Origin of the sequence: Amycolatopsis sp. lyj-23 (assembly GCF_046549135.1) — a bacterium.
Lineage (GTDB): Bacteria > Actinomycetota > Actinomycetes > Mycobacteriales > Pseudonocardiaceae > Amycolatopsis.
In genome coordinates this window covers 45,175-61,543 of record NZ_JAJPWN010000007.1, presented here as the reverse complement: position 1 = coordinate 61,543, position 16,369 = coordinate 45,175, and the positions used below count along the sequence as shown (strand labels likewise).

Sequence of the window (16,369 nt, the reverse complement as noted above, 5' to 3'; positions counted from 1 at the left end):
AGGAGATCCGCATGACCCGACGTCCGGGCCCCGACGACCTGCACGCCTTCGAATTCCCCGAGCAGCCGGCGATTTCGCCCGACGGCAGCCGGATCGCGTACGTGCTGCGCACCGCCGACCGCGATCGCGACGAAGACGCCCGTTCCCTCTGGCTGGTCCCGACCGGGACCGGCGAGGCGCGCCGGCTCACCCGCGGCCCGGCCGACCTGGCCCCGTCGTGGTCACCGGACGGCACCCGGCTGGCGTTCCTGCGCGCCCAGGACGGCCCGGCGCAGCTGTGGCTGCTGCCGGCGGACGGTGGTGAACCCGAGCAGGTCACCAGCCTTCCGCTCGGCGCGGGCACCCCGGTCTGGCGCCCGGACGGCGCCGAGATCGCCTTCGCCGCCCCGGTCGACCTCGATGCGGACGAGGGCGAGGACGCCGCCGCCCGCGGCCGCCGCGCGGGCGCCCCGGTGGTCGCCGACCGCGTCGACTTCAAGGCCGACGGCGCCGGGCTGCTGCGGACGCTGCGCAAGCACGTCCACGTCCTCGACGTCGCCACCGGCGAGGTCCGGCAGGTGACGGCGGGGGACTGGCACGCGGGCGACCCCGCGTGGTCACCGGACGGCCGGTCGCTCGCCTTCCCGGCGGGGCCCGAGGCCGACGCCGACCTGACCTTCCGCTCCGGCGCGTACGTCCTCGAGCCCGGTGACCGCGCGAGCGAGCCGCGGCCGGTCGGGTCCGGCGACGGCATGGTCGGGGCGGTCACCTGGACCGCCGACGGCCGCGCGCTGCTGGCCGTCGGCCGCCGCGACACCGCACCCGGCCACCTCGGGCTGCTGCGGATCCCCCTCGACGGCGGGGAAGCGGCCGACCTGGCCGCGCCGCTGGACCGGAACGTCATGCCGGGCGCCCCGGGCTACCCGGGCGCGCTCCCGCAGCTGTCCGGGGCCACGGTGCTGTTCTGCGCCCGCGATCGCGGCTACACGCACCTGTACGCGGTCGACCCCGACGGTGGCGAGCCACGGCTCGTCTTCGGCAGCACCGGCAACGCCGTGGCCGCGATGTCCGTCGCCGGGAACACGGCGGCGATCGTGCTCGCCACCGCGTCCTCCTACGGGGAGATCGCGACGGTCGACGTCGCCGCGGGGACGGTGGAAGTGCGCACCGCGCACGCGCCGGCCGAGCTCGAGCCGTTCACCCACGAGGAGCGCGAGTTCACGATCTCCGACGGCACGGTCGTGTCCGGGTGGCTGCTGCGCGACCCCGCCGGCACCGGCCCGCGGCCGCTGCTGCTGGACATCCACGGCGGCCCGCACAACGCCTGGAACGGCACCGCCGACGCGGTCCACCTCTACCACCAGGAGCTCGTCGCCCGCGGCTGGGCGGTGCTGCTGCTGAACCCGCGCGGCAGCGACGGCTACGGCGAAGCGTTCTACACCGCGGCGGTGGGCGCCTGGGGCGTCGCCGACGCCAACGACTTCCTCGAGCCGCTGGACACCCTGGTCGCCGAGGGCGTGGCCGACGCGCGCCGGCTCGCCGTGACCGGTTACAGCTACGGCGGCTTCATGACCTGCTACCTGACCAGCCGCGACGACCGCTTCGCCGCGGCGGTCGCCGGCGGGGTCGTCAGCGACGTCGTCAGCATGGCCGGCACGTCCGACAGCGGCCACTACCTCGGCGTCGCCGAACTCGGCGCGCTCCCGTCGGAGAACCCGGCGCACTACGCGGCCCTTTCCCCGTTGGCCCAGGTGGAAAAGGTGCGCACGCCGACCCTGGTGGTGCACGGTGGCGCCGACGACCGGTGCCCCGCCGGGCAGGCCGAGCAGTGGTTCACCGCGCTGCGCGGCCAGGGCGTGCCGGCGCGCCTGGTGCTCTACCCCGGCGCGTCGCACCTGTTCATCCTCGACGGGAAACCGTCGCACCGGCGGGACTTCAACCGGCGGATCGTCGACTGGGTCACGCAGTACGCGGGCGAGCCGGGGAAGCCGGCGCAGGTGCCCCTCGACGCCGCGCACTGGCGGCGGCGCCTGGCCGCGCTCGCGCGCAAGCACCGCGTTCCCGGTGCGTCGCTGGGCATCCTGCGCGGCGACGACCAGGTGGTGGCGAGCCACGGAGTGCTGAACACCGCCACCGGGGTCGAGGTCACCGACGACTCGGTGTTCCAGATCGGCTCGATCACCAAGGTGTGGACGGCGACGGTGGTGATGCAGCTGGTCGACGAGGGCCGGGTGAGCCTGGACGCGCCGGTCGCCGACGTCCTGCCCGAACTGCGGCTGGCCGACCCCGACGTCACCAAGCAGGTGACCCTGCGACACCTGCTCACCCACACGAGTGGCATCGACGGCGACGTTTTCACCGACACCGGCCGCGGCGACGACTGCCTGGAGAAGTTCGTCGGCCTGCTGGACGAAGTCGCGCAGAACCACCCGCTGGGCGCGACGCTGTCCTACTGCAACTCCGGGTTCGTCCTGGCGGGCCGGGTGATCGAGAAGCTCACCGGCCAGACGTGGGACGCGGCCCTGCGCGACCGCCTGTTCACCCCACTGGGTCTCACCCACACGGGGACGTTGCCGGAGGAGGCCCTGCTGCACCGAGCGGCGATGGGCCACGTCGCGGCGGCCGACGGCGAGCAGCAGCCGGCCCCCGCCTGGGGCCTGCCGCGGTCGGCGGGCCCGGCGGGCCTGATCACGGCGTCGGCGGCGGACGTCCTGGCGTTCGCCCGCATGCACCTGGCCGGCGGCCGCGGCGTGCTGTCCGAGGCCTCGGCGGCGGCGATGACGGAGTGGCAGGCGGACATGCCGGACAAGCACACCCTCGGCGACTCGTGGGGCCTCGGCTGGATCCGGTTCGAGTGGGACGGCCACCGGGTGATCGGCCACGACGGCAACACGATCGGGCAGTCGGCGTTCCTCCGGCTGCTGCCCTCGCACGGACTGGCGGTCACGCTGCTCACCAACGGCGGCAACACGCGCGACCTGTACGAGGAGCTGTACCGGGAGATCTTCGCCGAGCTGGCCGGGGTGGCGCTCCCGCCCCCGGCCGCACCCGCGGCCGAGCCGCCGTCGGTGGAAGCCGCCGACTTCACCGGGGTCTACGAGCGGGCGTCGATGCGGATCGAGGTGTTCGAAGGGGAGACGGGCCTGCGGATGCGCCAGACGGTCACCGGCCCGATCGCGGCACTGGTCCCGGAACCGACCACGGAACACGACCTGATCCCGATGGGCGGCTCGCGGTTCGTCTTCCGCGAGCCGGGAGCCCGCTCGTGGATCTCGGCCACGTTCTATTCGCTGCCGACGGGGGAGCGCTACCTGCACAGCGGCGTCCGGGCGACCCCGAAGGTAACGGCATGAGCCGGGTCACGTCGGGGAACACCGGCTGACCCAGGGCGTTGTAAGGGGTGTCGGTACGGCGGAGTCCCCGGGCCTCACCCCTTGCCTTCACGGAATACCAGTCAGGCTGGAGCCGTGTCGAGCCATCCGCCGCGAGGCGACCCCCGTACCGGCCTCGAACTCCCGCTTCCGCTCGCAGGTCTCCCCCCGGCCTTCGCCGAGCGGAAGCGGGACTTTTGGCCGGTGCTCGGAAGTCCGCTCCCGCTCGTGGCTTCTCACGGTGGCCGAACCGTCCGGCACCTGCTGCCTGGCGAATCTGCGGCGCACGGCGCACAGCCGGTTTGCCGCGGGGCGCGACTTTCTCCAGGCGTTGCGGTGGCGCGAGCACCCTGTGCCGCCGATGCGAGTCTTAAGGGCGCCAGAACCGTCCGGCACCTGCTGCTCGTCGAGCTCTCCCTTGAGTGGGAGCCAAGTCGAGCGATGCGCCCGCGCACTTGCTCGTCCGCGCCCGCGGAGGCAGCAGCCCCGGGGGGAAGTGCAAGTTTCTCCAGGCCTTGCGCCGGCGGAGGCGCCCGCCTTCCGCGGTACCGCTGCAAGCAGCGGTACCGCGGAAGGCAACAAGCACTTCGCTCAGTGCGCCGAACCGGACGGTGACACCGGCCCCCGCCGGATCAGCCAGCTGCCCGCGAACGCCACCAGCCCGATGATCCCCGCCACGACGAACGCCGCCCGCAGGCCCGAGGCGTCCGGGCTGCCCGCCGTCGCGTTTTGGCTGCCCACCGTCGCCACGCTCACGAACACCGCCGTGCCGAGGGCGCCCGCCACCTGCTGGAGCGTCGAGAGGATCGCGCTGCCGTGGGAATACAGGTGGTCCGGCAGCACGCCGAGCGACTCGGTGAACAGCGGCGTCATCATCAGCCCCAGCCCGGCCATCATCAGGACGTGGATCCCGATCACCGCGATCAGCGGCGAGTCCGGCCCCAGGACCGCGAACAGCCACAGCGAAGCCGCCATCGCCGCCGCGCCGGGGATGACCAGCGGGCGGCCGCCGACCTTGTCGAACAGGGCGCCGACCGGGCGGCCCAGCAGGCCCAGCACCAGCCCGCCGGGCAGCATCGCCAGGCCGCTGACGAACGTGCTCGCGTGCAGCACCGTCTGCAGGTACAGCGGCAGCAGGATCGCCGCGGCGCCGATCAGGCACACGAACAGCAGCGCCGTCAGCACCAGCGCGACCACGAAGCTGCGGTGGGTGAACGGCCGCAGGTCGAGCAGGGCCCGGTCCCGGCGCTGCAGCCGCAGCTGCCGCCAGGTGAAGGCCGCCAGCGCGGCGATCCCCACGACGATCGGGACCCAGCCCGGCACCAGCGGCGCGGCCCCGCCCTCACCGCTCGAGGAGAGGCCGTACAGCACTCCGCCGAAGCCGAGCGCCGACAGCAGCACGGACGGCAGGTCCAGCGGCACCCGGCGGCGTTCGCCGTCCAGGCGCAGCAGCAGCGCGCCGGCCACCAGCGCGGCGAGCGCCAGCGGCAGCACGATCCAGAACATCCACCGCCAGCCCAGCGACGACAGCACGGCCCCGCCGATCGTCGGCCCGATGGCCGGCGCCACCGCGATGACGATCGTGATCGTGCCCATCGTCGCGCCGCGCCGCTCCGGCGGCACCAGCCGCATCACGGTGGTCATCAGCAGCGGCAGCATCACCGCCGTGCCGCACGCCTGCACCACGCGCCCGGTCATCAGCAGCCCGAACCCGGGCGCGAGCGCGCACAGCAGCGTGCCCAGGCTGAACGCCGACAGCGAGAACAGGAACACCTGCCGCGGCGAGAACCGCTCCAGCAGGAACCCGGTGGTCGGGATGACGACCGCCATGGTCAGCAGGAAGCCGCTGGTGAGCCACTGCACGGTGGTGGTCGGCACGTGGAGGTCGACGGTCAGGTCCCGCAACGCGACGCTCAGGATCGTCTCGTTCAGGATCATCACGAACGCCGAGAGCACGAGAACCCCGATGAGGAGTCCCGAGCGCGCCGGGGCGCGGTTCACGTCGGCGGGCGGGCTGGACACGGTGTCGGTCATCGGGGTGGGACTCTCCTGGTCGGCCGGGACGGCCGCGGTGCGCACGGGACGTCCTTCGCAGTGTGCCCGTTTCCGGCGCCTCCTGTCAGGCGGTTTTCCGGATGGCAGACCCCCTGCGAAGCCGCCTCGGGCGTCCGATATGCTTCCGCCAGTACGAAGTTCCGCAGCGCGCGATTAGCTCAGCGGGAGAGCGCTTCCCTGACACGGAAGAGGTCACTGGTTCAATCCCAGTATCGCGCACCACGAGTCCACCCCCGGATTTCGTGGAAGTTCGTACGACGGGCGATTAGCTCAGGGGGAGAGCGCTTCGTTCACACCGAAGAGGTCACTGGTTCGATCCCAGTATCGCCCACCCGATCGACGAAGGCCCTGTCCACCGACAGGGCCTTCTTCGTGTCCGGTCCACTTTGGACGGTCCGGTCACAGCAGGCGGCGTTGCAGCACGTCGGCCAGCACGGTGTGGACGGTTTTCACCAGTTCCCCGTTGTCGGGCAGGGTTCCCCGGCGGCGGCCCGCGAAGAACAGGTGGGCCGCGCCGATCAACGACAGGGCCAGGGAATCCACTTCGGCGTCCACCGCGATGCGGCCCTGTTCGCGCTCCGCGGATAGATAACCCGAAAGCATGACGCGGGCCTCCGTCAGGATCGGGAGGCCGTGTTGCTTGCGGAGGCGGGCGCGGAGTTCGTCGCGGAAGAAAAGCAGGCTCGTCAAGGCCACAGTCACCGGGTCGAACAGCTCGATCAGGGCGTCGACGACGTTTCCGGCGACGGTCCGGGTGCCGGCTGCCGCCCGGAGGAGCGCGGCCTGGTCGGCCAACCGGGTGATGCGCTCGCGCACGAACTCGGCCAGAAAGTCGTCGAAGTCGGCGAAGTGGCGGTGCAGCACGCCTTTGGCGACATCCGCCTCGGTGGTCACCGCGCGGCTGGTCAGCGCGCCGGGGCCGTCGCGGAGCAGGACCCGCTCGGCCGCGTCGAACAGCTGCTTGCGCACGTCGCGCAGGTGGACCCCGGTCGGCATGGTGGTCATTCTCCGGTACGCCCGCCGGTTGTCCTAGTGGGCAAGCGCCCATTAAAGTGGGCACATGCCCACTCAACCGCATGAAGCACGCTCGATGGCCGAATCCTTCGGAACCGACGCCGAACGCTACGACCGGGCGCGGCCGGAGTACCCGCGCGAGCTGGTGGACCGCATCGTCGCCGCGAGTCCCGGCCCCGACTTCCTGGACGTCGGCTGCGGAACGGGCATCGAGGCGCGCCAGTTCCGCGCGGCGGGCTGCCGCGTGCTCGGCATCGACCCCGACGCGCGCATGGCCGCCTTCGCCCGCCGGAGCGGGATCGACGTCGAGGTGGCGAAGTTCGAGGACTGGGAGCCGGCCGGACGCACGTTCGACGCCGTGGTCGCCGGCCAGGCGTGGCACTGGGTGGACCCGATCGCGGGCCCGCGTCAGGCGGCGCGGGTCCTGCGGCCCGGCGGGCTGCTCGCCGTGTTCGCCCACGTCTTCCGGCCGCCGCCGGAGGTCGCGGAGGCGTTCGCCGCGGCGTGTCGTCGCGTACTGCCGGACCTGCCGTTCGCCGGGGAGTCCCGCACGGCGGCGGAGATCTACGAGGTGATGTTCACCGGCTTCGCCGAAGCGATCGCCAAGGGCTTCGGCGTCCCGGAGCGCTGGAGCTTCGAATGGGAGCGCACGTACACGCGCGACGAGTGGCTGGACTTCCTCCCGACCACGGGCGGCCTGACGCGGCTGCCCCCGGCGCAACTGGCGGAGGTCCTCGCCGAGGTCGGCACGGCGATCGACGACCTCGGTGGCACGTTCGTGCTGCCGTTCACGACCCTCGCGGTGGTGGCGCACCAGGCTTGACAAAAAAAGTTGTCGGTGAGACTTTGGTGGCAGCACGAAGAACGCCGACTCCGTTCGGCCACGACTGGGGAGCAACGATGTCTTTTCAGGCTTACCTGGACAACGCGGAGAAGCAGACGGGCATCACCCCGCGAGCCTTCCTCGAGCAAGCCGCGGCCAAGAACCTCACGAAGACGGCAGAAATCGTGACGTGGCTGAAGACCGAACACGGCCTCGGCCACGGTCACGCCACGGCAATAGCCCGCTTGGTGACGAAGGGCCCGGAGTTCGTCGCAGCGAACCACGCCGGGGGAGTGCTCCACCTGGACGGCCTGGCCGCCAGGGCCTGAACGAGACGGCCGGCCACACCTCTCCGCCGACCCGATACCCAGCCGCTGAACAACCACGCGTCCGGATCGGCGGAAGAGGCGAAACGGGAGATCCGGTCACCTGGTGAGCCGGGTCAGACGCTGCGCAGCACCGAAACCACCGCGCCGAGGATCACCGCGCGGTCGCCGTCGATGACGTCGTGCGCCGGGTTGCGGGGCTCGAGGTACACGTGGCCGTCCCGGCGGCGGTAGACCTTGACCGTCGCCTCCTCGTCGATCATCGCCGCGACGATCTGGCCCGAGTGGGCCTCCGACTGCTGCTTGACCACGACGATGTCGCCGTCGCAGATGGCTGCGTCGATCATCGAGTCGCCGCGGACGCGCAGGCCGAACACCGTGCCGCGGCCGGTGAGGTCGCGCGGGAGCTTGAGGACGTCGTCGGTGTGCTCGACCGCCGAGATCGGTGTGCCCGCCGCGATGTCGCCGACCACCGGGACCGGCACCGAATCGCCGTCCCCGGCCGACGCCGAGCCGGTCAGGAACGCGCGGACGTCGATCGGGCGCGACACCGTGGCTCCGCGGCGTAGGAAACCCTTGTCTTCCAGGCTCGCCAGGTGCTTCGACACCGACGACGTCGACTGCAGGCCGACCGCCTCGCCGATTTCGCGCGTGCTGGGGGAGTAGCCGTGCTGGACCACCCAGTCCCGGATCGCCGCCAGGATCCGCTGCTGCCGCTCCGGCAGGGCCGTCGTGTCGAGGTGCTCGAACGTGTCGTCGTAGGTGGTCACCGGCGTGATCCTAGAGGCACGGCCGCCGCGTCCCGCCGCCGGTCCGCACCGCCCGGTCCCGCTCACCGGAACAGCGGGTCACAGTTGGCGTCTAACCAACATTGACCTAAGCTTTGCCAGCCGTTGACCTGGGTAACGATCCGACGTATGGTCTAGACCATCAATTTTCCTTCGCTCGCAACCCTTCCGTCTCGGCGTGCCCCGGGACGGGGAAGCGAGCCTGTCCCCGAAGGAGCTGGTATGAACCGCAAACTGGTCGCGGCCGCCGTGGGCGCTCTCCTCGCCCCGGTGCTGGTGGTGCTCAACCCCGCCGGGATCGCGAGCGCGCACGGCTACGTCAGCTCGCCGGCCAGCCGGCAGGCGCAGTGCGCCCAGCACACCGTGTCGTGCGGGCAGATCCAGTACGAACCCCAGAGCGTCGAGGGGCCCAAGGGCCTGCACTCCTGCAACGGCGGCCAGTCCCAGTTCGCCGAGCTCAACGACAACAGCAAGGGCTGGCGAGCGGCCCCGGTCGGCCGCACGGTGACCTTCACCTGGACCTTCACCGCCCGCCACCGCACGTCGAACTACCAGTACTTCATCGGCAGCCAGAAGATCGCGGAGGTGAGCGGCAACAACCAGCAGCCGCCGGCGACCGTCGCGCACCAGGTGAACCTGGGCAGCCACACCGGCCGCCAGACGGTGCTCGCGGTGTGGAACATCGCCGACACGGCGAACGCGTTCTACGCCTGCATCGACCTGCAGGTCAGCTGACGCCGCCGGAGTCCACAGTGGCCGGACGGGCCGTGTCACCCCCTCGGTGACACGGTCCGCCCGGCCTGCTTGGCGGTGACGAACCGCTTGCGCAGCTCGACCACTTCCGTCAACGCGGCCAGCGCTTCGCTCCGGCGTCCCACGGCGCACAGCAGCACCGCGTGGTTCTCGAGGCCGGCGACGAGCATCCTCAGCAGGCCTCCCGTCGGCGCCCACCGCTGTCCGGGATCGTCGTCGGAGGGACGGCGGAGTTCGACGGCCTCCGCGCTCGCCTTGACGGCTTCGGCGGCGAAGCCGAGGTCGAGCAGCTGCAGGGACTTGTTCATCAGGCAGTCGGCCAGCGGCCCGGCCCGGTAGAACCCGGGGGTCTGCCGGTCGAGCTGCCGGTAGACGGCTTCGGCGTCGGTGATCGCCGAAAGCGCGTCGTCCGGCCGGCCGGCCTCGTTGAGGTGGTGCGCCTGGGTCAGCAGGCCGGAACCCAGCTCCATCAGCTCGACGTCCGGGTGGTACTCGCCCAGGACGGCGGCGAGGCCGGACGTCCGGTCGTGGGACGCCGGGGACGCGGCCGTGAGCTCGCGGAGTTCTTCGGTCAGTTCCCGCAGGCCGAGCTCGGGCCGCGCGGCCGCCCGCGCGGCCACGGCCGCGAGCACCAGTGGCTGCCCGCCGCAGAAGGCGAGGAGCTCGCCCGACCCCTCTCCGGCCGCACGCCGCGTCCCGATGGACGTGGCCAGGATCCGCCGGGCGTCGCTGTCGGGCAGAGGGGCGAGCGCCATGCTCTCCGCGCCCGACCCGACGGCCACACCGCTGAGCCGGTGCCGGCTGGTGATCAGGACGGCGCCGGCCGGGTTCGCCGGGAGCAGGGGCTGGACCTGGTTGGAGTCGCGGGCGTTGTCGAGGACGACGAGCAGGCGCTTGCCGGCCACGACCCGCCGGTAGAGCGCGGCCCGTTCGTCGATGCCGCCCGGGATCTCCCCGGGCGCGACGCCCAGCGCGAGCAGGAAGTCGTACAGCACGTCGGACGGCGCTTGCGCCCCGGCGTTCGTGCCGAACCCCCGCAGGTCGGCGAGCAGCTGCCCGTCGGGGAACCGGGCGCTGTGCCCGGCGGCCCAGCGCCACGCCAGGAAGGTCTTGCCGATGCCGCGGGGACCGTGCACCACGACGATGTGCCGCCCGCGGGCGCCGGTCAGATCGGCCGTCAGCCGGCCGAGCTCCGCCACCCGGCCGACGAACGACCCGAAGTCGACGGGCCGCAGCCGGGGCGGCGAAGCGGTCCGGCGCTGCGCCCGGACGGGATCGGCGGCCATCGCGAGCAACTGCTCACCCTCGCCGGCGGTCAAGTCCAGCGTCTGCACCACCCGCCGCACGGACGGCCCGTGCGGCTGCCCGCGGCCGCCGGTCTCCCACCGCCGGATGGTCCGGATCGACACCCCGGCCGCTTCGGCCAGACGTTCCTGCGTGAACCCCGCCCGGATCCGGTGCCGGCGGAGCAGCGCACCCCATCGTGCCGTCACTCGTCCTCCCCGTTCGCCGGCGGTTCCCCCTGCGCCGGCGTCGTTCCATGATGCCGGGCCGGGGCCGCCGGACACCAGGTCGTGAACCGGCCAGGCGTGACCGGGTGCTCGTCACCGTTCGGACACGGAGAGTCACGGCCGTATTGCGCTTCGGCCCGCGCCGGTCCGACCGGCCGCCGCACCAGAGTTGTCCGAAGAGGACTGTTCACGCGAGAGGGCGGCACCTCCCGGTGGGAAGTGCCGCCCTCTCGCGGAAAACTACTTCTTCAGGCCGTGTTCGATCGCCTCGATGATCCGCGGCCGCAGCTCGGCCGCCGAGATGATCGCGTCGACCGAGCCGACCTCGACCGCGCGCTGGATGCTGTGCACCCGGTCGAACTCCGCGGCCACCTCGCTCACCTTCTCCGCGCGGACCGCCGACTGGACCTCCGCCAGCTGGGCGCTCAGCGCCGCGCGGGCCGCGCCGCCGGCCGCCGCCAACCGGGCCTGCAGCTCCGTCACGCGCGGGTCGTTCGCCGTGCGGTTGTTGACCTCGCCGGCGAACACCACGGCCGCCGCCGGGGCGCCGCCGAGCACCGAAGCGAACGAGCCCTCCAGCGCCAGCACCGTCATGTTCGGGTTCAGCGCCTTGGAGAACACCACGAACGCGCCGCCGTGGTACCGCGAGATCACGGTGAACACGATCGGACCCTCGAAGTTGACGATCGCCCGGCCGATCTCCGCGCCGTACTCCAGCTGCAGCTTCCGCAGCGACTCCGGCGAGCCGTCGAAGCCCGACAGGTTGGCCAGCACCACCAGCGGGCGGTTGCCCGACGCCGCGTTGATCGCCCGAGCCGTCTTCTTCGACGACCGCGGGAACAGGGTGCCCGCCGTGTAGGTGTCCGGCCCGTCGGTGGGCGGGAACCCGCGGCGGGGGACCGACCGCGACTCGATGCCGACCAGGCAGACCGGGCGGCCGCCGATGTGCACGTCCTGCACCGCCGCGGTGTCCGCGTCCGCCATGCCCGCCCAGCGCTCCAGCACCGGGTGGTCCTGGTCCGACAGCGCGCGCATCACCGTGCGGATGTCGAACGGCTTCTTGCGGTCCGGGTTGTGCTCGGCCGAGAAGATTTCACCCACCGTGGTGAAGTCGCTGCCCACGATCGCGTGCGGGTACGACGAGACGTCCCGGTCGAGCGGGTCGCTCGTGCCCGCCTTCCGCGGCCCGGCCTCACCCGGCACGACGTACGTGTGGTCGTAGTGCGCCATCAGGACTTGCCGCGCGGCCGGCAGGTTCGGCGCCCAGTACTGCGCCTGGCCGTTCGGGCCCATGACGCGGTCGTAGCCGCCGATGCCGAAGTTGTCCTCGGCCGACACACCACCGGAGAAGTCGAGCGCCTGCTTGCCGGTGAGCACCATCGCCGAGTCCGGCGTCATGATCAGCACACCCTTGGTGTGCATGAGCATCGTCGCTTCGGCGTTCCAGTACGGCTGGGCGCCGACGTTGATGCCGTTGACCACGATGTTGATCTCGCCGCCGTCCTGGGTGAACGTGACGATCCGCTTGAGCGCCGCGGCGACCCAGTCCATGTTCTCGGTGCCCGAGGACATCGAGATCCGCGCGCCCGAGGACAGCGCGAACCACTCGAGCGGCACCTGCATCCGCTCGGCCAGGTCGAGGGCCGCGATGACGCGCGAGCACTCCGGCTCCGACAGCGCGCCGAGCGACTTCGTCGGGTCGCCGAGCAGCACGACCCGGGTGACGCCCTCCGGGTGCCGCCGGGTCGGGGTCGTGACGACACCGGCGACGATGGCCGCGGTGTTCTTGCCCTTCGGCCGGTCCACCGGGACCAGCACGCCCGAGGAATCCAGGTCGTGTTCGGTGAAGGTGCCTTCGGCGCCGGCCAGCAGGTCGGTGAGCTCGTAGGGGTAGACGTTCCCGCGCCGGGCCGCGCGCAGCACCTTCAGGCGGTAGTCGTCGAGCGGCTTCACCGGCTCGGTCGACGGCGCTTCGACGTGCAGCCGCGCGCCGCTGCCGGCGTCCAGGGCGATCCGGACGGCGAGCTCGGTCAGCTTGCCCGCCTCGGTGCGCCGCCGCGCGAGGAACTGGACCTCCTCCAGCCCGGCGCCCACCGACGTCGGCAGGATGCGCTGGACCAGCGTGTTCAGCTCTTCGGTGGTCAGGTCGGTCGGCGGCCAGACGTACATCATGATCCGGTTCGTGTCGAACCGCTTGTTCTGCGGCCGCTGCGCCTGGATGTTGCGGATCGCGTCGAGGCAGGCGGTGACGGCGTCCTCGAGCGCCGGCAGGGCGACCAGCCGCCCGTCGGCTTCGCGCAGCGGCGTCAGGTCGCGGACCTGGCCCATCGCGATCAGCCGCTCGTCGGCCGGGTTCGTCTTCGCCACGGCCTTGAAGAGGTAGATCTCCTCGTCCGCCGACGGCAGCCGGGTGAGGTCGAACTCGCGCAGCCGCTGCAGCTGCAGGCGCTGGGCGATCTGCGGGTGCAGGCCGCGGATCAGCCTGTCCTCGGTGAAGCCGTCACCTTCGGGCTCGAAGGTGAAGTGGTGGTGCATCACCGCGCCGCCGGTGCCGGCCACGGTGACCACGACCCGGCGGACCCCGGCGGGCAGCGGGTTCCCGGCCAGCTGCGCGCCGAGCTGCTCGGCGGTCGCGTCGACGTCCGGCTGGTCCTCCCAACGCAGGTACAGGTCGGCGACCACACCGTCGGTGGCGACCTCGCCGAGCGCGCGGAGGGCACCGGGCAGCTCGGCGATGTCGACGGCGGTGGTGACCAGCGGCAGCACGCCGTCGGGGGCGTTCAGCTCGGCGGTCAGCCAGCGGTGGCCGCCGGCTTCCCGCACGGTGACCCCGGACAGCCGCCGGTTGCCGTAGTAGCGGCGGGTCAGCACCTCCAGCAGCGGGGCGTGGTCGCGGCCGGGCCGCCCGATCCGCTGCCCGATCAGCCGGACCAGCGGCTGCGAGCCGGTGATCATGGCCTGGATGCGCTCGGCGCGGTCCGGCGCGTCCGGGTGCTGGTCGAGGTAGGTCAGCTCGGTGCGGACGGCAGCGTAGACGCGGGCGCGGTTGCGGCGCAGCAGCGGCTGGGCGAACCAGCGGAACACCACGCCGCGGGCCAGGTCGGACACCGCCGGGAAGCGCACCTGCGTGGCCTCGACGAGGTGTTCCAGGGTGAGCCCGGCGCGTTCGCTCAGCGCCTCGGACGGCGGCGCCCCGGTCAGCCACTGCCGCAGCAGCTCCGAAACGACCGCGACGTCGGCGGCCGTCCGCTGCTGGGCCAGGAAGATGCGGAAGACCGCGGCCTCCAGCTCCGGCGTGCGCTCCAGCTCGGTGACGCCGTAGTGCGCGAGGACGCGCTTCAGCTTCGCCTGGAAGCCTTCGGTGACACCGGCGCGTTCGACGTCGAGGCTTTGCAGGTAGCTGTGGAAGAACTCGCGCGGGCTGTGCACCGCGCCGTTCGGCACGGTGTCCTCGCCGCCCGGGGTGTTGCGGCTGATCTCGGACAGGTCGGCGAAGACGGTGAGCAGCTCGAGCTCGCCTTCGACCGGCCGGTTGCCCAGCTCGGCGCGGGCTTCCACGTAGGCGGCGACGAGCCGCTTGCGCTCGGCCGGGTCGACGTCGAAGCCCAGCAGCAGGCTGCGCAGGTCCTGCAGGCCGCGTTCGACGCGCTCGGCCGCGGACACGCCGTCGGGCACCGACGGCAGCTCGATCTCGACGGTCTCGCCGGTGTCGGCGGCTTCCTCGGCGGCGTCGTCGGCGAGGGGCTCCAGCCGCATCAGCGGGGCGCCCGTCTCGACCTGGCTGCCGACGGACACCGGGCATTCGCGCACGCGGGCGCGGAACGGCGCGCGCAGCACCGTCTCCATCTTCATGCTTTCCAGCACGAGGATCGGCGCGTTCGCCTCGACCTCGTCGCCGACGGCCAGCGGCGTGGCGACGACGAGCGCCGGCGCGGGGGAGCGGACGACGCCGCCTTCGTCGCGGCTGATGCGGTGGGTGACGCCGTCGACCTCGACGAGGTGGATCGGGCCGTGGGTGGCCGAAATCAGCCGGAAGCGCCGTCCGTTGACCAGGATCTGGCCGCTGTGGGCGTCGAAGCGGTCGATCTCGATCTCGGCGTGGTGGACGTCGGAAGCGCCGGCCGAGATGCCGACGCGGAAGCGGCTGCGCCCGGCCCGCGCGACGGAGACGCGGTAACCGACGCCGCGGAGCTTGAGGTCGAGCGGGCGGCCGCTGTCGTGCTGCACCTGCGGGCGGCCGCCGTGCGCGGTGGACAGCAGGCGCTGGACGGAGACCTCTTCCTCGTCCTGGTAGGCCTCGATGGCGGCCGCGGCGAGCGCGATCGCGGAGTGCCGGTGGGTGACCAGGCGGCCCTCGGCGCGGACGCGGTCGATCCAGCCGGTGTCGGCGCTGGCGTCGACGACCTCGGGCTGGTCGAGCAGGTCGAGCACGAAGCTCTTGTTGGTCGCGCCGCCCTCGATGATCACGGTGGTCTCGGCCATCGCGCGGCGCAGGCGCCCGAGTGCTTCGTCGCGATCGCGGCCGTAGGCGATGATCTTGGCGATCATCGAGTCGAAGTCGGCCGGGATCGTGTCGCCCTCGCTGACACCGGTGTCGACGCGGATGCCGGGGCCGGCGGGCAGGGCCAGCCGCGCGATGCGGCCGGGCGAGGGGGCGAAGTCGCGGTCGGGGTCCTCGGCGTTCAGGCGCGCCTCGACGGCGTGGCCGCTCTCGGCGGGCTGCTCGCCTTCGAGCTTGCCGCCGCCTGCCACGTGCAGCTGGAGCTTCACCAGGTCGGTGCCGGTGGTGATCTCCGTGATCGGGTGCTCGACCTGCAGCCGCGTGTTGACTTCGAGGAAGGCGAACAGCTTCTCGCCCGGGTGGTACAGGAACTCGACGGTGCACGCGCCGCGGTAGCCCACGGCCACCGCCAGCCGCTCGGCCGAGGCCTTCAGCTCGGCGGCCTGCGCCGGCGCGAGGACCGGCGACGCCGACTCTTCGATGATCTTCTGGTTGCGCCGCTGCACCGAGCAGTCGCGGACGCCGAGCGCCCACGCCGTCGCGCCGTCGGAGATGACCTGGACCTCGACGTGCCGGGCGCCGGTGACCAGGCGCTCGAGGAAGACGACGCCGGAGCCGAAGGCGCGCAGGGCCTCCTGGCTGGTGCGCTCGTAGGCGTCGGCGAGATCCTCGCCGGAGGCGACCATGCGGATGCCGCGCCCGCCGCCGCCCGCGGTCGCCTTGAGCATCAGCGGGTAGCCGATCTGCTCACCGGCCTTCAGCGCGTCTTCGAGGGTGGCGACCTCGCCGCGGCTCCACGGCGCGACCGGTACGCCGACCTCCTCGGCGATCAGCTTGGCGCCGATCTTGTCGCCGAGCTTGCGCATCGCGTCGGCGCTCGGGCCGACGAAGGTGATGCCGACCTTCTCGCACAGTTCGGCGAACGCCGGGTCCTCGGCCACGAAACCCCAGCCGACCCAGGCGGCGTCGGCCTTCGTCTCGACCAGCGCCTGCTCGAGCTTGGCCAGGTCGAGGTAGGGGCGGGCCGAAGCGGGGCCCAGGTCGTAGGCCAGGTCGGCCTCGCGGACGAACGTGGCGGTGCGATCGGCGTCGGTGTAGAGGGCGACCGTCTCGATCCGCGTCCCGGTTTCCGCCGACAGGTCCCGGACGGCGTGGATGAGCCGCATTGCGGCCTCTCCGCGGTTGACGATGGCGACACGACTGAACACCGGCTGAGCCTCCCAAGTACGCACGCGCAGAAGGCGACGT

Annotated in this window: 9 protein-coding genes and 2 tRNA genes; 6 read left to right on the top strand and 5 right to left on the bottom strand. The window is 72.4% G+C overall.

Translation table 11 applies throughout. The annotated features are described in order from the left end of the window. The first annotated feature begins 11 nt into the window (after positions 1-11). Positions 12-3,332, top strand: a complete 3,321-nt coding sequence (locus tag ACLJPY_RS18550; protein WP_410590019.1) for a serine hydrolase — start codon at positions 12-14, stop codon at positions 3,330-3,332. A 609-nt stretch (positions 3,333-3,941) separates the two neighbouring features. Here the strand turns inward: ACLJPY_RS18550 and ACLJPY_RS18545 are convergent. Continuing rightward, the gene (locus tag ACLJPY_RS18545) at positions 3,942-5,384 is read right to left on the bottom strand and encodes an MDR family MFS transporter (protein WP_410590581.1); all 1,443 of its coding nucleotides are present in this window, start codon (positions 5,382-5,384) and stop codon (positions 3,942-3,944) included. 168 nt (positions 5,385-5,552) lie between these two features. On the opposite strand from ACLJPY_RS18545, the gene ACLJPY_RS18540 reads away from it, so the two are divergent. Both ACLJPY_RS18540 and ACLJPY_RS18535 read left to right on the top strand, forming a co-directional pair. Then, a tRNA-Val gene (locus tag ACLJPY_RS18540) sits at positions 5,553-5,627 on the top strand. Between the two features lie 37 nt (positions 5,628-5,664). Continuing rightward, positions 5,665-5,736 (top strand) — tRNA-Val (locus tag ACLJPY_RS18535). A gap of 68 nt (positions 5,737-5,804) precedes the next feature. Here the strand turns inward: ACLJPY_RS18535 and ACLJPY_RS18530 are convergent. Further along, a complete protein-coding gene (locus tag ACLJPY_RS18530; protein ID WP_410590017.1) occupies positions 5,805-6,401 on the bottom strand; it encodes a TetR/AcrR family transcriptional regulator in 597 nt (198 codons plus the stop codon). 94 nt (positions 6,402-6,495) lie between these two features. Here ACLJPY_RS18530 and ACLJPY_RS18525 point away from each other — a divergent pair, with 94 nt between their 5' ends. After that, a complete protein-coding gene (locus ACLJPY_RS18525) occupies positions 6,496-7,242 on the top strand; it encodes a class I SAM-dependent methyltransferase (protein WP_410590015.1) in 747 nt (248 codons plus the stop codon). Positions 7,243-7,319: 77 nt separating this feature from the next. Continuing rightward, positions 7,320-7,571, top strand: coding sequence for a DUF4287 domain-containing protein (locus tag ACLJPY_RS18520; RefSeq protein ID WP_410590014.1), 252 nt, complete (start codon positions 7,320-7,322; stop codon positions 7,569-7,571). A 113-nt stretch (positions 7,572-7,684) separates the two neighbouring features. Here the strand turns inward: ACLJPY_RS18520 and lexA are convergent, their stop codons facing one another. Next, positions 7,685-8,338, bottom strand: coding sequence for a transcriptional repressor LexA (gene lexA / locus ACLJPY_RS18515; RefSeq protein ID WP_410590012.1), 654 nt, complete (start codon positions 8,336-8,338; stop codon positions 7,685-7,687). Positions 8,339-8,578: 240 nt separating this feature from the next. Here lexA and ACLJPY_RS18510 point away from each other — a divergent pair, with 240 nt between their 5' ends. After that, positions 8,579-9,091, top strand: coding sequence for a lytic polysaccharide monooxygenase auxiliary activity family 9 protein (locus tag ACLJPY_RS18510; protein WP_410590011.1), 513 nt, complete (start codon positions 8,579-8,581; stop codon positions 9,089-9,091). A gap of 35 nt (positions 9,092-9,126) precedes the next feature. Here ACLJPY_RS18510 and ACLJPY_RS18505 read toward each other — a convergent pair whose 3' ends face one another. Continuing rightward, on the bottom strand, positions 9,127-10,602 hold the full coding sequence (locus ACLJPY_RS18505; RefSeq protein WP_410590009.1) for a helix-turn-helix domain-containing protein: 1,476 nt from the start codon (positions 10,600-10,602) through the stop codon (positions 9,127-9,129). Between the two features lie 258 nt (positions 10,603-10,860). Next, complete coding sequence (locus ACLJPY_RS18500) at positions 10,861-16,329, bottom strand: biotin carboxylase N-terminal domain-containing protein (RefSeq protein ID WP_410590008.1); 5,469 nt, start codon at positions 16,327-16,329, stop codon at positions 10,861-10,863. Between the last annotated feature and the right edge of the window lie 40 nt (positions 16,330-16,369).